Origin of the sequence: Pseudoxanthomonas kaohsiungensis (genome assembly GCF_010211765.1) — a bacterium.
Classification (GTDB): domain Bacteria; phylum Pseudomonadota; class Gammaproteobacteria; order Xanthomonadales; family Xanthomonadaceae; genus Pseudoxanthomonas; species Pseudoxanthomonas kaohsiungensis.
Genome location: NZ_PDWO01000005.1, coordinates 165399 through 185467, shown reverse-complemented (window position 1 = coordinate 185467; position 20069 = coordinate 165399). Strand labels below are relative to the sequence as shown.

The following is a 20069-nucleotide window of genomic DNA, read 5'->3' as shown; positions in this document are numbered from 1 at the left end:
TCGATGTACCGGTGGGCGACTTTACCCCAGGCGCGGGCATCGCGTGCGACTGGCGGGGCCGGCCTGGATCCAAAAAAAAGGCGGCCGGGATGCCCGGCCGCCCTTGGTCACATCGGATCCGACAACGTCAGAAGCTGTAGCGGAAGCCGACCTGCAGCGACCACCGCGACTCGGGGTCGGTGAGGAAGCGCTTGTACACCTGGCTCTCGTTGAAGTTGTAGACGTACTTGCCCGTGGCCTGGTCGAGTCCGACGAAGCGCACGGCGCGCATGTCGGAGTACGGCGTCTGGTACGGGATCTGCCCCCAGTCCTTGTTGATCAGGTTGCCGATGTTCATCACATCCAGCCAGATCTCCGACTTGTGGCCATTGAAGAAGCCGGGCAGCTCCTGGCTGATGCGCACGTCGAAGTTGTTCACCCACGGATTGCGGTCGCTGTTGCGTTCGGCGACGTCGCCGCTGTAGCGCGCCAGGGACGGGTTGCGGCTCAGCCAGTCGAAGAACGAAGCCTCCATCGCCGCGCCGCCGGTGAAAAGCACGTCGCCCGGGCCACTGGGGACGTACAGCAGGTCATTGGTGTAGCCGTCGCCGTTCATGTCATTGAGGTAACGCCAGCTGACAGGCGTACCCGAACGACCTTCGTAGAACACCGAGAACGTGGTGTCGTTGTCACCGAAGAACGCCTTGCGGAACGACAGCGTGCCGACGATGCGATCCCTGATCTCGTAGTTGGAGGTCGCCGCGACGTCCTCGTTGGGATCGAAGATCGCCTTGTTCGACCAGTTGGAGATCGCACGCGAAGAGGTCAGCGGATTGACCTCGGTGGCATTGGTGTAGGTGTAGAACAGCGACCAGCCCCAGGTGTCGACCACCGGCTTGTCGAGGCCGACGGTGAACTGCGCGGTGCGGCCCTTGTTGGTGTTCTTCATCAGCAGCACGCCGTCACCATGCCAGCCGGTCACGTTCTCGTAGCCGGGAATGGTATCCGCGACCTCGCCGATGGTCTGCCCGTTGTACATGCCGCCGTTGGCGCGGGTACCGCTGGCCGTGCCGTACAGGTTGCGCCAGTACAGCGGACGACCGTCGGCGCCGGTGGTGTAGGTCGGAGCCCCCAGGTCGAGGCGCTCGAAGTGCAGCGCATTGTTGACCTTGGTCACCAGCAGTTCGGCGGAGGCGACGACGCCATGCCACGGCAGCTCGGTATCGAAGGCCAGGTTGGCCTTCCACACCGACGGCTGCTCGATGCCCTCGTCCATGAGGTTGACCATCATGGTGTAGCCCGCTGCCGGCGGCGGCGTGGTCGGGTTGTCCGGATCCATGGTCACCGGCAGGTTGGCCCAGACCAGGTCGCGATCGGCCTGGCTGACGCCGGTGATGCCGGTCGGGAACGCGTTGTAGCCGATCAGGCCGAAGCCGGTGTTCTGGTAGGAGTTGCCGACCCACACGTTGGCCGCCGCACCCTGGAAGAGGCCCACGCCGCCACGCAGCTGCGACGGGCGATCGCCGTCGAAGGCGTAGTTGAAGCCAACGCGCGGCTGGATCAGGACATCGTCGAGCGTATTACGGTTGTCCAGGCCGTACACCTGCTGCACCAGCAGGTTGTGGACCGGAACCTCGTCCAGGTCCGGCAGGTCCGCGCGCAGGCCGAACAGCAGCGTCAGGTTGTAGTTGACCGCCCAGCTGTCCTGCACGAACAGGCCGGTATTGCGGTGCCGGTAACGCATCTCGACGGAGTCGAGGCCGTTGCCCGGGATCGGCGCGTTCAACGTGTACGAACCGTATTCGCCGTTGCGGAAGGCATCCAGGCTGGCGAAGCTGTAGCTGCCCCAGATGTTCTGGGCGTACAGGTTGAACACATCGTTCTCTTCGTAGTCGAAGCCGAACTTCACGGTGTGGTCGCCCACGTACCAGTTCGCCGCGCCGAACGCGGTGTCGGTGGTGGTGCGGATTTCGTTGCCGTGGCGGAACTGGTCGGTGCCGAAGTTCAGGAACGGCGCCGCGGCCAGGTCAGGATCGTTGCCGACGCCGAAGCCGATGCTCACTTCCGGCAGGCGCGCGTTGACGTTGCTCAGCGAATCGTAGGTACGCCGGCCGATCTTGAACTCGGTGGTGAACGTGTCGGACCAGTCGCTGAACAGCTGCGCCACGGAGGTATCGACGTTCTTGACGATGCTGTACCAACGGCTGTCGAAGCTGAGCGAGGTGTTGCTGGAGCCGGCCAGGACCGGGTCGACCTGCTCGAGCTTGGAGAAGCGGGCCGACAGGCGATGATTGTCGCTGATGTTCCAGTCGATCTTGGCGGCGTACTCCTCGATCTCCTGCTTGGTGCTGCTCGGCGCGTCGGTGCTGCCGATATCGACGCCGTAGACGTCCTGCGCGATCTGCCGCGCTTCGTCGATCTGGGCCTGGGTGATGTCAACGATATTGGTGGCGCCGGAGCCGACCGGACCGAACGACGAGGCTGCGCGGTCGCGCTCGAACTTCTCGTAGTTGACGAAGAAGAACAGCGTGTCCTTGACGATCGGGCCGCCGAAGGTGGCACCGTAGGTGCGCTCGTCGTTGAAGCCGGTGAACGGGGCGCCGCTGGTCGGGTTGTCGCCGACCATGTCGGCGTCGCGGTAGACGCCGTAGACCGAACCGTGGAACTCGTTGGTGCCCGACTTGGTCACCGCGTCGATCACCGCACCCGTGGCACCGGTGATGGTCGTGTCGTAGTTGGAGATATCGACGTTGATCGCCTCGATCGCATCCATCGATACCGGCTGGCGGATGGTCGGGAAATTGTTCGACTCCAGGCCGAAGGTGTCGCTGGTGTTGACGCCGTCGATGCGGATCGCGTTGTAGCGCGGGTTCTGGCCGCCCACCGAAATCTCGCCGCGCGCCTTGTCGGACTGGCTGATGCGCGGATCGAGACGGACGAAGTCCTGGATGTTGCGGTTGATCGAAGGCAGGGTCTCGATCTGCTCGAGCGTGACGTTGGTACCGGCACCCATCTTGGAGGCGCTGAACACCTGCGAGCCACCGGCGACCCCTACCGCGGTGACCCCCTCGAGCGTGGCGATGTCACTGCCGAGGGTGGCGTTTACAACGCCGACCTGGTTCAGGCCCAGGTACAGGCCCTCCTCGGTCTTGGTGCCTTCACCCGGCTTGTTGATGGTGACGGTGTACGGACCGCCTACGCGCAGGCCGCGGGCGCTGAAGCGGCCGCTGGCATCGGTGACCGCGCGACTGATCGTGCCGGACTCGACGTGGACGATGGTGACTTCGGCGCCGGGGACAGGCTGGCCGGAAGCGCCGGTGACCACGCCGCCGACACCGGCGGACGTGCTCTGGGCGAAGGCGGGGGCGGCGGCGAGCGCGGCGACCAGGCCCAGGGTGAGCTTGGACATCCGGAGTCGGCGGGAATCAGTCATGGAAAGAGGCCTCGGATTGGGTTGGCGTCCGGGCAGGGGAGCCCGGTGCGGAAGGCGTATTGGCTTCCCTGCGATGTTCATCACAGGGGTTAACACCAGATTAACATGCTAGGGTCGCCATGTGACCAAGCCATGACAAATTTCTATTGCGCCGCAGCACATCGCAACCCCATACGCCACAAGGAATTTTGGTCTGGCAGGAGCGCCACCGAGGGCGATCCGGGATATCCGGGCCTTACGCCGAACTCTTGAGGTAGGCCGTCAGGCCGTCCATCAGCATCTGCACCGAGATGGCGACCAGCAGCATCCCCATCAGCCGCTCGATGGCGGTCAGCGCGCGCCGGCCGAGCAGCCGGTAAAGCAGCGGCGCCGCCAGCAGGATGGCCGCGGTGGCCGCCCAGGCCAGGAACAGGGCCAGGCTCCAGTCGCCGAGCCGGTGCGGTTCGTTGCTGCCCATCAGCATTACTGCCGCCATGCCGGACGGACCGGCGACCAGCGGGATGGCCAGCGGGACGATGAACGGCTCGCCATCCGGGATCTCGCCCATCAGTCCTTCCGGGCGGGGGAAGATCATGCGGATGCCGATCAGGAACAGGACGATGCCGCCGGCGATGGACACCGATTCCTGGCGCAGGTGCATCAGCTCCAGGAAGTACTTGCCGCACCACAGGAACAGCATCAGCACCGCCAGCGCGATCAGCAGCTCGCGGACCAGCACCACGCGCTGCCGCTTCGGCGGCAGCGGCTTGAGCACGCTGAGGAAAACCGGGACGTTGCCCAGCGGGTCGAGGATCAGGAACAGCAGCAGCGCCGCGGAGAGGATGGTCATTCCACCCCTCCCGCCGCCGCGTCCCAGACCTGGCCACGCCAGGCCGCGCCGGCAGGCGACAGCAAGGTGACGCAGGCGCCGGCGTAGGCCTCCGGATCGCGCAGGTCCTCGCCCAGGTCATCGGCATAGGCGCGCGCCCGCAGGGGCGTGCGCATCGGACCGGGCTGCAGGCCCGCCACGCGCACCGTCGTGGCGGCCAGTTCGTTAGCCAGCATGCCGACCATCGCCCGCAGGCCATGCTGGGCGATGCCGTAGCCGCCCCAATACGCCTGGCCGACCCGCGCCGGGTCGTCGACCGCCAGCACCACCGACGCATCCGCCGACTGGCGCAGCAGCGGCAGGCAGGCCTGCAGCAGCCACCAGGGAGCGGTCAGGTTGACGTGGATCGCGCGGGCGAAAGCGGCCGGGTCCAGGTGTTCGAGCGGGGTCAGGCCGCGGAACTCGGCGGCGCAGTGCAGGACCCCGTCGAGCCGGCCCAGTTCCGCGTGCAGGCGGTCGGCCAGCTCGGCGTAGTCGTCCGGCGAGGCGCCCTCCAGGTCGAGCGGATACAGCAACGGCTCATGGCCAGCCTGGGCCACCGCGTCATAGACGCGGTTGAGCCGGGGCAGGCGGCGACCGAGCAGGACCAGGGTCGCGCCGGCGGCGGCACAGGCCTGGGCCGCGGCGGCACCGAGGCCGCCATGGGCACCGCTGAGCAGGACGACGCGGCCGGCCAGCGGCTGCGGGGCGGCGGACGGCAGGGCGAACAGGCTCACTGCGACAGCGCTTCCTGGACCATGCGCTGCAGCTCGCCGGATTCCAGCAGCTCCAGGGTGATGTCGCAGCCGCCGATCAGCTCCCCGTGCAGGAACAGCTGCGGGAACGTCGGCCAGTTGGAATAGCGTGGCAGGTTGGCCCGGATCTCCGGCTCCTCCAGCACGTTGACCGTGTGCAGCTGTTCGGCGCCGGCGGCCTGCAGCGCCTGCACCGCGCGCGCGGAAAAGCCGCACATCGGGAACGCCGGCGTGCCCTTCATGAACAGCACGACCGGATGGCCTTCGACCTCGGCCTGGATGCGCTCCATTACCGCCATTACCCATCTCCTGGACGCCGGGGCCGTGCCCGCCATCGTCTAAACTGAAGTGGCAATTGTAAGCCCTGCGCCGCCGCGCCGACGCCGGGCCCCGCATCGAACCGCCCGAGAACGCATGACCATCGAACTGCCCGCCCTGCCCTACCCGCGCAACACGCTGGAGCCGCACCTGTCCGCCGCCACGCTGGACGAGCACCACGGCAGCCACCACCGTGGCCACGTCGAGGCGACCAACCGCCTGCTCGAAGGCAGCGGACTGGAAGGCCTGGCGCTGGAAGAAATCGTCCGTCGGGCCCGGGGCCGGCTGGCCGACGAGGCGGCGCAGGCCTGGAGCCACGGGTTCTACTGGACCTGCCTGTCGCCACGCGGCGGCGGCGATCCCGCCGGACCGCTGGCCGAACGGCTGGCGCGCCAGTACGGCGACTTCATCCGGTTCCGCGAGGAATTCACCCGGCAGGCCCTGGGCCTGTTCGGCTCAGGCTGGGTCTGGCTGGTGCAGCGCCCGGATGGGACGCCGGGGATCGTCGCCACCCGTGGCGGTGGCACCCCGCTTACCGGCTCCGACACCCCGCTGCTGGCCTGCGACGTGTGGGAGCACGCGTACTACCTGGACCGGCAGAACGCCCGCGCCGACTACCTGGAAGCGTTCTGGAAGGTGGTGGACTGGCAGGCGGTCGGCGCGCGCCTGCGCTGAGCGCGGCACGCGGGCTGCCGGCGCGCGACTGCAGCCTGCCAGAGCCGGGTCATCGGCGACGCGAGCCGCCGGCAAGGACGACGCCCTCTTCGCGCCCATGCCCGTGTCGCCGGCAGGCGGTCATGGGAAGGCCGCGCCCGCGTAGAGCGGGGCTTGCCCCGCTGCTCCGGTCCTTCGCTGCGGCTTCGGGAAGGGCGCAGCCGGGCGAAGCCCGGCTCTACGAAGAAGCGCGTCCGGAGAATACGGCCCGCAGCGCCGCCACCGGCGGGGCGACCTGGGCTTGCCGTCCCAGCGCCTGGCCTACGCGCTCCAGCGCATCGGCGAGCACCGGGGCCCGGTCCGCGCGCAATGTCGCGTGGCCCACCTTGCGTCCGTCGCGCGGCTCCTTGCCGTAGTCGTGCCAATGGCCGCCGGCTTCGCCCAGCACCGCGGCCGCGTCCGGCATCTCACCGATCCAGTTGAGCATGCAGGCATGCCCGCGCGCGTGGGTGGCGCCCAACGGCAATCCGAGCACCGCGCGCAGGTGGTTCTGGAATTGCGAGGTTTCGGCGCCCTCGAGGGTCCAGTGCCCGGAGTTGTGCACGCGTGGGGCCAGCTCGTTGGCCAGCAGCCCGCCGTCGCGGCAGAACAGCTCCAGGGCGAACACGCCCACGTAGTCCAGCCGCTCGGCCAGGCGGCGCGCGTAATCGATGGCCGTCCTTGCCAGCGCCGGGTCGACCTGCGCCGGCGCCAGGCTGGCCGACAGCACGCCATCGACATGCCAGTTCTCGGTCAGTGGCCAGGTGCGGAAGCCGCCATCGCGGCCGCGCACCGCGACCACGCTCAGTTCGCGCTCGAACGGCACGAACGCCTCGACGATCAATCCCACCGTCGCCGCCTGCGCGCCGAGCGCATCCCAGGCCGCGTCGGCGTCGGCCAGCGCGCGGATCCGGAACTGGCCCTTGCCGTCGTACCCCAGCCGGCGGGTCTTGAGGATGCAGGGGACGCCGACCTCGGCCAGCGCCCGGTCCAGGTCCTGGCGGCTGGCGACCGCGGCGAACTCCGGCACGGGGATGTCCAGCTCGCGGAACAGCGTCTTCTCGGCCAGCCGGTCCTGGGCCACGGCCAGCGCGCGCGGATTCGGGAACACGGGCACGCGCGCGGAAAGCCATTCGGCGCTTTCGGCCGGCACGTTCTCGAAATCGAACGTCGCCACGTCGACCTTGCCGGCGAACTCGGCCAGCGCGGACTCGTCGCGGTAGTCGCCGACCAGCAGCGGCGCGAACTGGCCGGCACAGGCATCGGCCACGGTATCCATCACCAGGAAGCGCAGGCCCAGCGGCGCGCCGGAAAGCGCCATCATGCGGGCCAGTTGCCCGCCACCCAGGATGCCTACGGTCGTCATTGCCGCGGATCGTCGTGGGCGATGACGTCGTCGGTCTGGCGCCGGCGGAACTCCTCGAGGGAGCGCGCGATCTCCGGGTGGTCCGCCGCCAGCAGCGCGGCGGCGAACAGCCCGGCGTTGGCCGCGCCGGCATTGCCGATCGCGAAGGTCGCCACCGGGATGCCGGCCGGCATCTGCACGATCGACAGCAGCGAGTCCATGCCATTGAGCGCCTTGCTCTGCACCGGCACGCCCAGCACCGGCACGGCGGTCTTGGACGCCAGCATGCCCGGCAGGTGGGCCGCGCCGCCGGCCCCGGCGATGATCGCGCGCAGGCCACGGTCGCGCGCGCTGGCCGCATAGTCGAACAGCACGTCGGGCGTGCGGTGCGCCGAGACCACCCTGACCTCGTGCGGCACGCCCAGCGCATCGAGCTTCTGCGCCGCGTGCTGCATGGTTTCCCAGTCGGAACGCGATCCCATGACGAGACCGACCAAAGGCGTCGCTGGCGGGCTGTCAAGCAAACTGGCGGGCTGGGCTGGCATGGCCGTCCTCGGTGACAAGGCCGTATTCTAGCGGTCTTCCCCGCCACGCGCCCCCGCCCCATGGACCGCAAGCTGCTCGACCTGCTGTGTTCGCCCGATACCCGCCAGCCGCTGTCGCTGCTGGAACCGCGGGGCCTGGAAGCGCTGAACCGCGCGATCGCCGGCGGCCAGGTCCTGCGTGCCGATGGCAGCCCCCAGGCCGAACCGCTGCACGAGGCGCTGGTGACCCGCGACCGCAAGCAGGTGTTCCGCATCGACGACGGCATCCCGGTGCTGCTGGTCGAGGAATCCCTGGCCACCGCGCAGGTGGCCGGCTTTCCCGCGGCCTGACCGGCACCCGCGCATGGACCGGACGGCACCCGCGGCGCCCGACCCGTCCCTCGTGCTGGCCGACGTGCGCCGCGCGCTGGCGGAAGACCTCGGGACCGGCGACGTCACCGCCGCGCTGTTGCCGGACGTCCCCGAGCGCGCCTACCTGCTGTGCAAGGAAGATGCGGTCATCGCCGGCCGGCCCTGGTTCGACGCCTGCCACCGCGCGCTGGACCCGGACGTGGCGATCGACTGGAGCATCGGCGAGGGCGAACGCGTGGCCGCCGGCACCGTGCTCGCCCTGCTCCGGGGCCGCAGCCGCGCCCTGGTCAGCGCCGAGCGCACCGCGCTGAACTTCCTGCAGACCCTGTCCGGCACGGCCACCACGACGGCCGCGCACGTCGACGCGGTGCGCGGCACCGGCACGGTGGTCCTCGACACCCGCAAGACCCTGCCCGGCCTGCGCCTGGCGCAGAAGTATGCGGTCCGCGCCGGCGGTGGCGCGAACCACCGCATCGGCCTGTACGACGCGGTGATGCTCAAGGAAAACCACATCCGGGTCGCCGGCACGGTCGCCGAGGCCATCGCGCGCGCGCGCGCGGCCCAGCCCGGCCTGCCGCTGATCGTCGAAGTGGAGACGCTCGACCAGTTGCGCGAGGCGCTCGCGTCCGGATGCGACCGCATCCTGCTGGACGACTTCGCCGCCGACGACCGCCGCGAGGCGGTACGGATCGCCCGGACCGCCCCGTTCCGCGGACGCATCCCGCTGGAGGTCTCCGGTGGCGTGGGCCTGGACGGCCTGCGCGCGATCGCCGCCGACGGCGTGGATTTCGTCTCGATCGGCGCCCTGACCAAGCACGTGCGCGCGATCGACCTGTCGATGAAGCTGGGCCCGCCGCCAGCCTAGGCGACGCGCACGCCGGCGACGCGGATGGCACGCGGCGAGCGTGTCCCCGTAGCGGCGCGCCCTGCGTTATCCGCTTCCAGCGCCGGCACGATCACGGATCGTCCACCGCAGGCGGCTAAGCTCGCTCCGGTACCGGGGAAAGGATTCGTCATGCGCAGGCTCCACGCACTCGCCCTGCTCGCCCTGCCAGCGCTCGCGGCACCTGCCGCTCACGCGGCGCAGGGCGGCGTGGAAGTCTGCGACCTGCCGCCGCGCTTCGGCGTCGAGGCCACCGCCAAAGCCATCGTCCGCATCGCCTGCGACGAGCACCGGCTGTGGACCCGCCCCTTCATAGAGACCGACGGCCGCGTGGCCTGGCTCGGCGTTACCGAGGCCGAACGCGTCGCCCTGGCCGACGACTACACGCCGGCCTGGCAGCGGGTGGCGAAGTACTGGCGCGAAAGCGGCACCCTGTCGTCGATGGGATCGGCAGCCGGCGCCGCCAGCTGCCTGTACCCGGGTGCCACCCGCGAGGCCGCCAGCGACTGCCGCGCCTTCATCGTCGACAACCCGTGGTCGGCGGCCTTCGTCTCCTGGGTGATGATGCGGGCGCCGCTGCCGGAGTTCCTGCGCTCGCCGCGGCACATGGACTACATCGCGCGCGCCTGGCGCAATCCCGAGCTCAGCCCCTACCTCTACATGGATCCGTTCGCGGGGCAGCCAGCGCCGGGCGACCTCCTGTGCTTCCTGCGCGCGGACGACCAGGGGCGCGGCACCGCCGGACTGCAGTCGGGATTGTCCGGCAGTGCCCCGCTGCCGGCGTATTCGCACTGCGACATCGTCGTCGCGGCCAATGTCGGCGGCGACCGCACGCTTTACCTGGTCGGCGGCAACGTGCTCAACACGGTGATGATGCGCAAGCTGCCACTGGACGCGTCCGGGCGGCTGCTGCCGGGACCGCTGCAGGCGGCGGCCGAGGACGCGCTGCGCGGCGACAGGGGCGTCGCCGGCCGCCCCGTCGCAACCGGCGCCCGTGCCGCGGCGCCGGCCGCGGCGGCGCCGGTGGCCACGGCCGGCACGTCCGCCGCGAGTGCGCTGGCCAGCGACGAGGTGGTTCCCGCGGCCTGCCGCCCGGGCAATCCTTCCGCGTGCAGCTTCAACCGCCGGGACTGGGTGGCCCTGCTCAAGCTCAAGCCCCAGGCGCAGTTGCGCGGCGGGTTCCCGGTAACGCCGCCGGCGCCGTTCCGCCCGACACCGGCCGGCGCCGGCACGCCGCCCATGCCGGCGCCCGCACAGGGAGTAGCCACTCCGCCGGCCGGGAGTTCCACGCCCGCCCCTGCGCCGCGACCAGCCACCACGCCACCCGCGTCCCCGCCCCGGCCGGCGATGCCCTCGCCCGCGCAGGAGCCTGCGCCGCCGCCGGCTGGTGCGAGCCCGGCCACCACGCCGACAGGTGACTGAAGCCGCGCATGCACCGCGGCGGGTCGTGGCGCATCGCCGCTTCCGCTAAAGTCCGGACATGCCCAGCCTGATCCTGCTGATGATCGCCGGTGCCGCCGTGTTCGCATGGTGGAACGCCTCGCGCGCGGCCGCCGAGCGCGCCGAGGCCCTCGGCCGCGACGCCTGCGCGGCCGCGGACGTGCAATGGCTGGACCAGAGCGTGCACGCGATCGGCATGCGCCTGTACCGGCGCGAGGATGGCTGGCTCGGGCTCGAGCGCACCTTCCGCTTCGACTACTCGCACGATGGCGTCGAACGCCATAGCGGCCGCCTGGTCCTGCGCGGCGACCGGCTGGTTTCCTTCGTCGGACCGTCGTCGGGCGCGCACGTCATTCCGTTCGACCGCCCGCGCCGCGACTGAAGCGCGCTACTTCACCACGCGCAGGTGCGGACGCTTGCCCGCAGGCGGTTCCGCGGGGCCCGCCGGTGGCGTCGGCGCATCCGGCCCATCGCCGTCGGGACCGTCGTCGTCATGCGCGTGGGCGCCGCCCGCGCCCTCTTCCGGCAGGACCATGCCCTGGCCGGTCTCGCGTGCGTACACCGCCAGCACCGCGCCCACTGGCACGCTCACCGGCTGGCTCACGCCGCCGAACCGGGCGGTGAATTCGATCCATTCGTTGTCGATACTCAGGCCGACCACGGCGCGGTCGGCGATGTTCAGCACGACCTTGCCTTCGCGCACCGCGCCGGGCGGCACGCGCACGCCGGCCACGCCGGCATCCACCAGGATGTGCGGGGTCATCCCGTTGTCGTTGATCCACTCGGCCAAGGCCCGCAGCAGGTACGGGCGGTAGCTGGTCATGCGCGGCGCGTCATCGCTCATGCGGACAGTCTACGCTGCCACGGCGGGACCGGCCCGTCGCGGCGGCCGGTCAGGCCGGCATGTCGCGCAGCTTCTTTTCCTGGTCGGTCAGGCTGCGGACGAAGCCCGGGTTGCGGAAGATGCGATTGCCGTAGTCCTCGATCGCCTTGCCGTCCTTGGGCAAGGGCACGTCCAGCGACTGCAGGCGCCAGATGATCGGCGCCATCGCGCAGTCGGCCAGGCTCATTTCCGGGTTGAGGAAGAACTTGCTGGCCTTGAACAGCGGCAGCGACTCGGTCAGGAGCTCCTTCAGACGCTTGCGCCCGGCTTCGGCCTGCTGCTTGTTGCCCAGCTGGATCGCCTGCACCTGGGGTACCCAGTCGTGCTCGATGCGCAGCATGGCCAGGCGCAGGCGCGCGCGGGACAGCGGATCGACCGGCATCAGCGGCGGGTGCGGGTAGCGCTCGTCGAGGTACTCGCTGACCACCGACGCGGCATACAGCACCAGCTCGCGCTCGACCAGGGTCGGCACCGAGTGGTAGGGATTGAGGTGGATCAGGTCCTCGGGCGGGTTCTGCGCATCCACCGGGACCAGGTCGTATGTCACGCCCTTGGCCGCCAGGACCAGGCGGACGCGATGACAGAGGACATCATCGACGGACGAGAACAAAGTCAGGGTATTGCGCATGCGCACGCTCGCTGCCATCTGGCCTCCGACGGCCGGACTCCGCCGACCGTTGCGGCGCTGCCAGGCCCCTCGCCGGCAGTCGCCATAGTCCCCCGAGTGTGCCGGGGAGCGCCGGAAAAGCGCAAGGCCGGAAGCACCCGGTATGCCCGGCCGCGCCCGCCGGCGCGCCGCGTCAGTGCACGTCGCTCCAGTATTCCTGCTTGAGCAGGTAGCCCAGGAAGGTCAGCAGCACCAGGAACAGGATCACCCACACGCCCATCGCCTGCCGCTTCAGCGCCGCCGGCTCGCCGGCGTACTCGAGGAAGTTGGTGATGTCGCGTACCGTCTGGTCGAACTCCACCGCCGACAGCCGGGCCGGGCCGGCGACCACCAGGCGTTCGGGATGGCGGGTGCCGGCCGCGTCGGGTTCGCCGAACTCGGCGTGCTGCAGGCCCTGCAGCTCCCACAGCGGGTTGGGCATGGAGGCGTTCGGGAACAGCTGGTTGTTCCAGCCCAGCGGCCGCGACTCGTCCAGGTAGAACGACTTGAGGTAGGTGTAGATCCAGTCGCTGCCGCGCACGCGCGAGATCAGGCTCAGGTCCGGCGGCATCTTGCCGAACCATTCGTTGCCGTCGGCATCGCGCATGGTGACCTGGATGTGCTCGCCGAACTTGGCGCCGGTGAAGTTCAGGTTCCCCATCACCTCTTCTTCGGTCAGGCCCAGGTCCTCGGCCATCCGCGAGTAGCGCAGGAACTTCAGCGAGTGGCAGCTGGAGCAGTAGTTCATGTACAGCTTGGCGCCGCGCTGCAGCGAGGCGCGGTCCGACAGGTCGTTCCCGGCCTGCTGCACGGGTCCGCCGGCGGCGGCCAGCGCCGCGGCGGAGAACAGCAGGCCGGCGGCGGCCGAGGCCAGCAGGGCAATCCACTTCTTAGTCATGCGTCGTCACCCGTTCCGGCACCGGCTTGGTCTTGTCCCACTTGGTCCACAGCGGCATGGTCAGGAAGAAAAGGAAGTAGTACGCGGTCAGGATGCGGCCGACGATGGTCTCGACCGGGTCGGTGCCCGGGCCGGCGCCGATCTTGCCCAGCCAGACGAAGCTGAAGGCGAACACCAGCAGCAAGGTCCACGACAGCTTGCCGCGGTAGCGGTACGACTTGACCTTGGCCCGGTCCAGCCACGGCAGGAAGAACAGCACGATGATCGCGCCGAACATCACCAGTACGCCGCCGAGCTTGTCCGGCACCACGCGCAACATCGCGTAGAACGGCGTGTAGTACCACACCGGCTTGATGTGCTCGGGCGTCACCAGGCGATTGGCCTCGGTGAAGTTGTCGTGCTCGAGGAACCAGCCGCCGAACGCCGGGGCGAAGAAGATGATGAAGGCGGCGATGACCATCATCGCGAACACGTAGAAGGTGTCCTTCACCGTGTAGTACGGATGGAACGGCACGCCGTCGGCCGGCGCGGTCGGCGACCAGCGGTTGCCCTTCGGGCCCTTCTTGATCTCCACGCCATCGGGATTGTTCGAACCGACCTCGTGCAGCGCGCCCAGGTGCAGTACGACCAGCAGCAGCAGCACCAGCGGCAGCGCGATCACGTGCAGGGCGAAGAACCGGCCCAGGGTGGCGTCCGAGGGCAGGTAGTCGCCCATGATCCACTCGGTCAGGCCCTGGCCGATCACCGGCACCGCGCCGAACAGCGAGATGATCACCTTGGCGCCCCAGAACGACATCTGGCCCCACGGCAGCACGTAGCCCATGAAGGCCTCGGCCATCAGCACCAGGTAGATCAGCATGCCCAGGATCCACACCAGCTCGCGCGGCTTCTGGTACGAGCCGTACATCAGGCCGCGGAACATGTGCAGGTAGACGACGATGAAGAACAGCGAGGCGCCGGTGCTGTGCATGTAGCGGATCAGCCAGCCCCACTCCACGTCGCGCATGATGTACTCGACCGAGGCGAAGGCTTCCGCCGCGCTCGGCTTGTAGTGCATGGTCAGGAAGATGCCGGTCACCAGCTGGTTGACCAGCACCACCATCGACAGCACGCCGAAGATGTACCAGATGTTGAAGTTCTTGGGCGCGTAGTACTCGGACATGTGCTTCCGGTACATCGGCGCCAGCGCCGGTGCGCGCGCGTTGACCCAGTCCATCACGCCGGTGGCGGTGCGGGTGAAGATGTTCGCCATCGCTTACGCCCCCTGCGGATCGACGCCCACGACAATCGTGTTGTCGTCGGCGTAGTGGTGCGGCGGCACGACCAGGTTGGTCGGGGCCGGCACGCCCTGGAACACGCGCCCCGCCATGTCGAAGCGCGACTTGTGGCACGGGCAGAAGTAGCCGCCCTTCCATTCCGGGTCGAACGGCTCGGGCCGGATCTCGGCGGCCATCTCCGGCGAGCAGCCCAGGTGGGTGCACAGGCCGACCAGGACCGAGATCTCGGGCTTGAGCGAGCGCAGCTCCGGGTTGGCCTCCAGCACGTAGGCCGGCTGCTGGTCGGCGTTCTGCGACAGCGGATCGCGCAGGCGGCTGTCCAGGGTGGGCAGCGCCTCGAGGATCGCCTTGGAGCGCTTGACGATCCAGATCGGCTGGCCGCGCCACTCGAGGATCAGGCGCTGGCCCTCCTGGAGGGCGCTGATGTCGGCGGTCACCGGGGCACCGGCCAGGCGGGCCCGGGCGCTGGGGTTCCACGACTTGATGAACGGTACTGCGGCGAAACCTGCTCCGACGGCGCCGACCACTGCGGTGGTCGCGGTCAGGAACCGGCGTCGGCCCGTGTTCACGGGCTTGTGGACCTCATCGTTGGCCATCCGGCACTCCGAAAAACTTCTGCTTGGTAGCGTTGGCTGCCTGCGGTACGGGCCCCGTCGCCAGGAAGGCGCGCCGTCCGCAAAAGACGACGAAGTGTAACGGAAGCCTTAACAGGCGGACAATGGCACGGTCCGGGCCGTGCCACCGGCCTCATCGCGACGCCAGTACGCCCCGGTAGCGCTCGGCGAGCACGCCCACCCGCTGCACGTAGCGCTGGGTCTCGCTGTACGGGGGGACGCCCTTGTACCGGTCCACGGCGCCCTCGCCGGCGTTGTAGCCGGCCGCGGCCAGGGTCAGGTCGCCGTTGAAGCGCTTGAGCAGCCAGGCCAGGTACTGGACCCCGCCGCGGATGTTCTGGCCGGCGTCGTAGCTGTCGGCGACCCCGAACCGGCGGGCGGTGGCGGGCATCAGCTGCATCAGGCCCTGGGCCCCGGCATGCGAGAGCGCGGACGGGTTGTAGGCCGACTCGGCATGGATGATGGCGCGCACGATCGCTTCCTCGACCCCGAACTCGCGCGCGGCCGCGGCGATCTCCGCCTGGTAGGCGCTGGTGTTCAGGCGCACGGTGGCGAAGCTCACCCCGGGATTGACCGCGCAGGCGTAGCAGGTCTCGATGAAACTGTAGGCGACCGTGCGCACCTGGCTGGCGCCGGCGCCGCGGCCCGGCGGCCGGCTGCTGAAGTGGCGCACCCCGTCCTTCATGTACGAGTAGACCTGGCCGCTGACGCGCCGCTGCGGCGCGGCCGCCCGCTTCGCCGGCAGCGGCGCCGGAACGATCGCGTCGGTGCGGCTGGACGCCGGGACCAGGGTCGGCGCCGCGGAACCTCCGGCCGGTGCCGGGGCCGAAACGGTGGCCGCGGCCGGGACTGTCGCCGGCGGCGGTGCGCGGCGGCGGTCGGGGGTGTACTGGCTGAAGACCTTGCACTGGGCGCCGGGAATGCGCTTGTTGACGTAGCTGGACACCCCGTCCGCGCCGACGCAGCGGTACAGCGTGCCCGCACTGGCCGGCAGCGCGGCCAGCGCCAGCAGCATGGCGCCCGCTTTCCCCAACATCCCCTTCATGGCGCGGAGTCTCCCAGCTTCCCCGACCCTTGCCAAGCCACTGTCCGACAAGCGGAAAAACGTGCCGTGGGTCGCGAATCGGACGCCCACCGGCGTCCGCCCCCGCTACAATGCGCGCCCCACCCGCCTGGATTAACCGCCATGACCGGGATGAACGCCACGCCGGACCTGCGTCCGGACGCCGCCATCGCGCCCGCCGCCGCCCCTGCCTCCGCCCTGGTTCCGCTGCCGGCCAGCGCCCCGCGCGCGATCCCCGGGGGCGCCCGCGGCAAGCTGTACATAAAGACCCACGGCTGCCAGATGAACGAGTACGACTCGGCCAAGATGGCCGACGTGCTCGCCGAGCACGAGGGGCTGGAACTGACCGACGACCCCGAAGAAGCCGACGTCGTGCTGGTCAACACCTGCTCGATCCGAGAGAAGGCGCAGGAGAAGGTGTTCAGCCAGCTCGGCCGCTGGAAGGCCCTCAAGAACAACGGCCGCGAAGTGATCATCGGCGTCGGCGGCTGCGTGGCCTCGCAGGAAGGCGAGGCGATCGTCAAGCGCGCGCCGTACGTGGACCTGGTGTTCGGCCCGCAGACGCTGCACCGGCTGCCCGAACTCATCCGCGCCCGCCGCGAACAGGACCGCCCGCAGGTCGACATCAGCTTCCCGGAGATCGAGAAGTTCGACCGCCTGCCCGAACCGCGCGCCGAAGGTCCCAGTGCGTTCGTCTCGATCATGGAGGGCTGCTCCAAGTACTGCTCGTTCTGCGTGGTGCCCTATACCCGCGGCACCGAGGTCAGCCGCCCGTTCGAGGACGTGCTGGTCGAAGTCGCGCAACTGGCTGCCCAGGGCGTGCGCGAGATCAACCTGCTGGGCCAGAACGTCAACGCCTACCGCGGGCCCATGGATGGCACCGACGAGCTGGCCGACCTGGGCCTGCTGATCCGCACCATCGCCCAGATCGAGGGCATCGGCCGGATCCGCTTCACCACCTCGCACCCGCTGGAGTTCTCCGACTCGCTGGTGGAGGCCTACCGCGACGTGCCGCAGCTGGCCAACTACCTGCACCTGCCGGTCCAGGCCGGCAGCGATCGCGTACTGAGCGCGATGAAGCGCGGCTACACCGCGCTGGAGTTCAAGCAGAAGATCCGCAAGCTGCGCGCGGTGCGCCCGGACATCTCGATCAGCTCGGACTTCATCGTCGGTTTCCCCGGCGAGACCGACGCGGACTTCGACAAGACCATGAAGCTGATCGAGGACGTGGGCTTCGACCAGAGCTTCTCCTTCATCTACTCGCGCCGCCCGGGCACGCCGGCCGCCGACCTCGAGGACGACACCCCCGAGGCGGTCAAGCATGCACGGCTGGAAAGGCTGCAGAAGCACATCAACGAGCATGCGGCGGGTATCTCCCGGCGGATGGTCGGCAGCGTGCAGAGCGTGCTGGTCGAAGGTCCCTCGAAGAAGAACCCGGCCGAACTGACCGGCAAGACCGAGAACATGCGCTCGGTGAACTTCCCCGGCCACCGGCGCCTGGTCGGCCAGTTCGTCGACGTGCTCATCACCGAGGCGCTGACCAACTCGCTGCGCGGGCGGGTGGTGACCGACCGCGACGTGGCGGCCTGAGGCCTCACAAGGCAGGAGCGCCAGCTCCGGACGGGGCCGCCGTGCCTCCGCTATCCGGTGCACCGCTCGAGCGGACATCCCTGTCCGTACTCGCGGCCGTGGCACGTCCCTGTGCCACTTGCCCCGGATAGCGGAGACACGGCGTCCTCTGCAACGTCGCGACCATCGCTTCTACCACTTGGGCGAAAAGCCGTTGCGCAACAACGTACGGCCATTGTCTTCGGAGCTCGGAAAGAAGCCCTGGCCCCACAGCCCGCAGAAGACGCGGCGGGCCGGGGGTGTCGTAGCAGCGGCCATGGATGGCCGCGGTAGCGAGTGCGTACAGGGATATACGCCCGATCGGCTACGACACCCCCGGCCTGCCGCGGCTCCACCCGAAGCCCGCCACACCAGCGCCGCTGCCTTGCCTTTGCCTTTACGCGAACGCTCAGAACGCGCAGCAAACACACCCCGTTCAATCCAGCCGCTTGCGGAACCGCAGGATCGCCGCGGTCATCATCACCGTGGTGAAGGCCACCAGCGCCAGCACGTCCGGCCACAGCTCCCACAGGCTGGCGCCCCGCAGCATGATCCCACGCACCAGGCGCAGGAAGTGGGTCAGCGGCAGCAGCTCGGCGAGCCACTGCACCACCACCGGCATGCCGGCGAACGGAAACATGAAGCCGGACAGCAGGATCGAGGGCAGGAACACGAAGAAGGTGATCTGCATGGCCTGGAACTGCGACCTGGCCTGGGTGGAGATCAGCAGGCCCAGCGCCAGGTTGGCCACGATCAGCAACGCGGCGGCCAGGTACACGTGCAGCACGTGCCCGACCATCGGCACCTGGAACAGCCACAGGCCCAGCAGCAGCACCAGCGTGGTCTGCACCAGGCCGATGACGACGTACGGCAGCACCTTGCCGACCATCAGCTCGGCGCTGCTGACCGGCGTGGCGATCAGCAGCTCCATGTTGCCGCGTTCGCGCTCGCGCACGATCGACACGCCGGTGAACAGGACCATGGTCATGGTCAGGATCACGCCGACCAGCCCCGGCACGATGTTCACCGCCGAGCGCCGTTCGGGATTGAAGAACGCGACCACGCTGATCGGCGCCTGCGACAGCAGCCGCGTCGCCGGCGAAGCCGCCCCTGCCGTGTCGGCCACGGGCACCTGCGCCAGCTGGGCGGCCGCGCTCTGCATGGCATTGTCGCTGCCGTCGACCAGGATCTGCACCTGTTCGCGGCCCTCGGCACGGCGGCGCTCGAAGTCGGCCGGGACCACGATCCCGATCCCGATCTCGCCGCGGCGGATGGCATCCATCAGCTGTTGCGGGGTCTGCTCGAAGCGCACCGGCTTCACCACCGTGGTCGCGACGATGTCCATCACCAGCGCGCGCGAGGCGGCGGTATCGGCCTGGTCGGCGATCCCGGCCGGCAAGTCGCGCAGGTTGGTGTTGATCGCATAGCCGAACAGCAGCAGCTGCATCACCGGGATGCCGACGATCATGGCCAGGGTGATCCGGTCGCGACGCATCTGCCGCAACTCCTTGAGCATCACCGCCCGGAGCCGACGCCCGTTCACGCCGCCGCTTCCTCCGCCAGGCGCCGGCGCGTCGCCGATACGAACACGTCCTCCAGGCTTGGCGCGACCGGTTCCACCTGCGCTTGCATGCCGGCCTCGTGCAGCGCCGCGTGCACACCGTCGGCGGCGCCGGCCGTGCCGTCCAGCAGCACCCGAAGGCTGTTGCCGATCTGGGCCACGCTGACCACGCCGGGCGCGCCGACCAGCGCGGCCCTGGCGCGCCGCGGCTCGGCGGCCTGCACCGCCAGCGTGCGCCCCGACAGCGCACCGGTCAGCTCGGCCGGCGAGCCGTCGGCGACGAGCACGCCACGGTCCAGGATCGCCAGCCGGTGGCAGCGCTCGGCTTCGTCCATGTAATGGGTGGACACCAGCAGCGTGGTGCCCGCGTCGGCCAGTTCGAACAGCTTCTCCCAGAAGTCGCGCCGCGATTCGGGATCGACCGCGCTGGTGGGTTCGTCCAGGAACAGCAGCTCGGGCTCGTGGATCACCGCACCGGCCAGGGCCAGGCGCTGCTTCTGGCCGCCGCTCATGGTGCCGGCCAACTGCTTCTGCCGGTCGGTGAAGTGGTACTGCTCGACCAGCTGATCGATCCGCCGGCGCGCGTGGTCCCTGGGCAGGTCCTGCACGGCGGCCAGGAATTCCAGGTTCTCGCGCACGCTCAGGTCCTCGAACAGCGAGAACTTCTGGGTCATGTAGCCGATGCGGCTGCGCAGTGCCTCGGCCTGCTCCGGGATGCGCAGTCCGAGCACCTCGATCTGGCCTTCGCTCGGCGTGAGCAGGCCGCAGAGCATGCGGATGGTGGTCGACTTGCCCGAGCCGTTGGGCCCGAGGAATCCGTAGACATTGCGCCGCGGCACCTGCAGGTCGACGTGGTCGACCGCGACCAGTGCGCCGAAACGCCGGGTGAGGCCGCGTGCGCGAATCGCGATGCCGTCGCCAGCGGACGCC

General features: G+C 69.5%; 20 protein-coding genes. 6 read left to right on the top strand and 14 right to left on the bottom strand.

Features of this window, described 5'->3' with window-relative positions; translation table 11 throughout:
* Positions 1-127: 127 nt before the first annotated feature.
* From CSC66_RS07670 to grxD, 4 genes are all read right to left on the bottom strand, one after another.
* On the bottom strand, positions 128-3412 hold the full coding sequence (locus CSC66_RS07670; RefSeq protein WP_162376800.1) for a TonB-dependent receptor: 3285 nt from the start codon (positions 3410-3412) through the stop codon (positions 128-130).
* Positions 3413-3647: 235 nt separating this feature from the next.
* Positions 3648-4241: a YhgN family NAAT transporter gene (locus tag CSC66_RS07665; protein WP_162376799.1), complete on the bottom strand. Its 594-nt coding sequence runs from the start codon at positions 4239-4241 to the stop codon at positions 3648-3650.
* Positions 4238-4990, bottom strand: a complete 753-nt coding sequence (locus CSC66_RS07660) for an SDR family oxidoreductase (RefSeq protein ID WP_162376845.1) — start codon at positions 4988-4990, stop codon at positions 4238-4240. Before CSC66_RS07660 ends, CSC66_RS07665 begins: the two co-directional genes overlap by 4 nt.
* Positions 4991-4992: 2 nt before the next feature.
* Positions 4993-5313: a Grx4 family monothiol glutaredoxin gene (grxD, locus tag CSC66_RS07655; protein WP_162376798.1), complete on the bottom strand. Its 321-nt coding sequence runs from the start codon at positions 5311-5313 to the stop codon at positions 4993-4995.
* A 115-nt stretch (positions 5314-5428) separates the two neighbouring features.
* Here grxD and CSC66_RS07650 point away from each other — a divergent pair, with 115 nt between their 5' ends.
* A complete protein-coding gene (locus CSC66_RS07650) occupies positions 5429-6007 on the top strand; it encodes a superoxide dismutase (RefSeq protein WP_162376797.1) in 579 nt (192 codons plus the stop codon).
* Positions 6008-6224: 217 nt separating this feature from the next.
* Here the strand turns inward: CSC66_RS07650 and CSC66_RS07645 are convergent, their stop codons facing one another.
* Positions 6225-7391: a 5-(carboxyamino)imidazole ribonucleotide synthase gene (locus tag CSC66_RS07645; RefSeq protein WP_162376796.1), complete on the bottom strand. Its 1167-nt coding sequence runs from the start codon at positions 7389-7391 to the stop codon at positions 6225-6227.
* Entirely contained in the window at positions 7388-7915 is a 528-nt protein-coding gene (gene purE / locus CSC66_RS07640) for a 5-(carboxyamino)imidazole ribonucleotide mutase (protein ID WP_162376795.1), read from the bottom strand. The genes CSC66_RS07645 and purE overlap by 4 nt, the downstream gene beginning before the upstream one ends.
* A 60-nt stretch (positions 7916-7975) precedes the next feature.
* Here purE and CSC66_RS07635 point away from each other — a divergent pair, with 60 nt between their 5' ends.
* The 4 genes from CSC66_RS07635 (at position 7976) to CSC66_RS07620 (ending at position 10971) form a co-directional block, all read left to right on the top strand.
* On the top strand, positions 7976-8245 hold the full coding sequence (locus tag CSC66_RS07635; RefSeq protein WP_162376794.1) for a Trm112 family protein: 270 nt from the start codon (positions 7976-7978) through the stop codon (positions 8243-8245).
* A gap of 13 nt (positions 8246-8258) precedes the next feature.
* Positions 8259-9131, top strand: coding sequence for a carboxylating nicotinate-nucleotide diphosphorylase (nadC, locus tag CSC66_RS07630; RefSeq protein ID WP_162376793.1), 873 nt, complete (start codon positions 8259-8261; stop codon positions 9129-9131).
* 150 nt (positions 9132-9281) lie between these two features.
* Positions 9282-10571: a DUF2272 domain-containing protein gene (locus CSC66_RS07625; RefSeq protein WP_162376792.1), complete on the top strand. Its 1290-nt coding sequence runs from the start codon at positions 9282-9284 to the stop codon at positions 10569-10571.
* A 58-nt stretch (positions 10572-10629) separates the two neighbouring features.
* Entirely contained in the window at positions 10630-10971 is a 342-nt protein-coding gene (locus CSC66_RS07620; protein WP_162376791.1) for a DUF3301 domain-containing protein, read from the top strand.
* A gap of 6 nt (positions 10972-10977) precedes the next feature.
* Here CSC66_RS07620 and CSC66_RS07615 read toward each other — a convergent pair whose 3' ends face one another.
* The 6 genes from CSC66_RS07615 to CSC66_RS07590 all read right to left on the bottom strand — a co-directional run bounded on the left by CSC66_RS07615 (position 10978) and on the right by CSC66_RS07590 (position 15952).
* A complete protein-coding gene (locus CSC66_RS07615; RefSeq protein ID WP_162376790.1) occupies positions 10978-11433 on the bottom strand; it encodes a ClpXP protease specificity-enhancing factor in 456 nt (151 codons plus the stop codon).
* 49 nt (positions 11434-11482) lie between these two features.
* Positions 11483-12118, bottom strand: coding sequence for a glutathione S-transferase N-terminal domain-containing protein (locus CSC66_RS07610; RefSeq protein WP_162376789.1), 636 nt, complete (start codon positions 12116-12118; stop codon positions 11483-11485).
* Between the two features lie 154 nt (positions 12119-12272).
* Positions 12273-13016 (bottom strand): cytochrome c1, encoded by a 744-nt coding sequence (locus tag CSC66_RS07605; RefSeq protein ID WP_162376788.1) that lies wholly within the window; start codon positions 13014-13016, stop codon positions 12273-12275.
* Positions 13009-14268 (bottom strand): cytochrome b, encoded by a 1260-nt coding sequence (locus tag CSC66_RS07600; RefSeq protein ID WP_162376787.1) that lies wholly within the window; start codon positions 14266-14268, stop codon positions 13009-13011. Before CSC66_RS07600 ends, CSC66_RS07605 begins: the two co-directional genes overlap by 8 nt.
* Positions 14269-14271: 3 nt before the next feature.
* Positions 14272-14889, bottom strand: coding sequence for a ubiquinol-cytochrome c reductase iron-sulfur subunit (gene petA, locus CSC66_RS07595; protein ID WP_162376786.1), 618 nt, complete (start codon positions 14887-14889; stop codon positions 14272-14274).
* A 151-nt stretch (positions 14890-15040) separates the two neighbouring features.
* Entirely contained in the window at positions 15041-15952 is a 912-nt protein-coding gene (locus tag CSC66_RS07590; protein WP_162376785.1) for a lytic transglycosylase domain-containing protein, read from the bottom strand.
* A 150-nt stretch (positions 15953-16102) separates the two neighbouring features.
* Here CSC66_RS07590 and miaB point away from each other — a divergent pair, with 150 nt between their 5' ends.
* The gene (gene miaB, locus CSC66_RS07585) at positions 16103-17560 is read left to right on the top strand and encodes a tRNA (N6-isopentenyl adenosine(37)-C2)-methylthiotransferase MiaB (RefSeq protein ID WP_162376844.1); all 1458 of its coding nucleotides are present in this window, start codon (positions 16103-16105) and stop codon (positions 17558-17560) included.
* A gap of 454 nt (positions 17561-18014) precedes the next feature.
* Here the strand turns inward: miaB and CSC66_RS07580 are convergent, their stop codons facing one another.
* Both CSC66_RS07580 and CSC66_RS07575 read right to left on the bottom strand, forming a co-directional pair.
* Positions 18015-19121 (bottom strand): ABC transporter permease, encoded by a 1107-nt coding sequence (locus CSC66_RS07580; protein ID WP_162376784.1) that lies wholly within the window; start codon positions 19119-19121, stop codon positions 18015-18017.
* Positions 19118-20044: an ABC transporter ATP-binding protein gene (locus tag CSC66_RS07575; RefSeq protein WP_162376843.1), complete on the bottom strand. Its 927-nt coding sequence runs from the start codon at positions 20042-20044 to the stop codon at positions 19118-19120. Before CSC66_RS07575 ends, CSC66_RS07580 begins: the two co-directional genes overlap by 4 nt.
* Positions 20045-20069: the final 25 nt, after the last annotated feature.

Excerpts from the sequence above, each read along its gene's own strand:
- CSC66_RS07650 (WP_162376797.1), top strand. The coding sequence starts at position 5,429 with ATGACCATCGAACTGCCCGCCCTGCCCTACCCGCGCAACACGCTGGAG.
- CSC66_RS07670 (WP_162376800.1), bottom strand. The coding sequence starts at position 3,412 with ATGACTGATTCCCGCCGACTCCGGATGTCCAAGCTCACCCTGGGCCTG.
- nadC (WP_162376793.1), top strand. The coding sequence starts at position 8,259 with ATGGACCGGACGGCACCCGCGGCGCCCGACCCGTCCCTCGTGCTGGCC.
- CSC66_RS07635 (WP_162376794.1), top strand. The coding sequence starts at position 7,976 with ATGGACCGCAAGCTGCTCGACCTGCTGTGTTCGCCCGATACCCGCCAG.
- miaB (WP_162376844.1), top strand. The coding sequence starts at position 16,103 with ATGAACGCCACGCCGGACCTGCGTCCGGACGCCGCCATCGCGCCCGCC.
- CSC66_RS07590 (WP_162376785.1), bottom strand. The coding sequence starts at position 15,952 with ATGAAGGGGATGTTGGGGAAAGCGGGCGCCATGCTGCTGGCGCTGGCC.
- CSC66_RS07665 (WP_162376799.1), bottom strand. The coding sequence starts at position 4,241 with ATGACCATCCTCTCCGCGGCGCTGCTGCTGTTCCTGATCCTCGACCCG.
- CSC66_RS07625 (WP_162376792.1), top strand. The coding sequence starts at position 9,282 with ATGCGCAGGCTCCACGCACTCGCCCTGCTCGCCCTGCCAGCGCTCGCG.
- CSC66_RS07610 (WP_162376789.1), bottom strand. The coding sequence starts at position 12,118 with ATGGCAGCGAGCGTGCGCATGCGCAATACCCTGACTTTGTTCTCGTCC.
- petA (WP_162376786.1), bottom strand. The coding sequence starts at position 14,889 with ATGGCCAACGATGAGGTCCACAAGCCCGTGAACACGGGCCGACGCCGG.
- CSC66_RS07615 (WP_162376790.1), bottom strand. The coding sequence starts at position 11,433 with ATGAGCGATGACGCGCCGCGCATGACCAGCTACCGCCCGTACCTGCTG.
- CSC66_RS07600 (WP_162376787.1), bottom strand. The coding sequence starts at position 14,268 with ATGGCGAACATCTTCACCCGCACCGCCACCGGCGTGATGGACTGGGTC.
- CSC66_RS07605 (WP_162376788.1), bottom strand. The coding sequence starts at position 13,016 with ATGACTAAGAAGTGGATTGCCCTGCTGGCCTCGGCCGCCGCCGGCCTG.
- CSC66_RS07620 (WP_162376791.1), top strand. The coding sequence starts at position 10,630 with ATGCCCAGCCTGATCCTGCTGATGATCGCCGGTGCCGCCGTGTTCGCA.
- purE (WP_162376795.1), bottom strand. The coding sequence starts at position 7,915 with ATGCCAGCCCAGCCCGCCAGTTTGCTTGACAGCCCGCCAGCGACGCCT.
- CSC66_RS07645 (WP_162376796.1), bottom strand. The coding sequence starts at position 7,391 with ATGACGACCGTAGGCATCCTGGGTGGCGGGCAACTGGCCCGCATGATG.
- grxD (WP_162376798.1), bottom strand. The coding sequence starts at position 5,313 with ATGGCGGTAATGGAGCGCATCCAGGCCGAGGTCGAAGGCCATCCGGTC.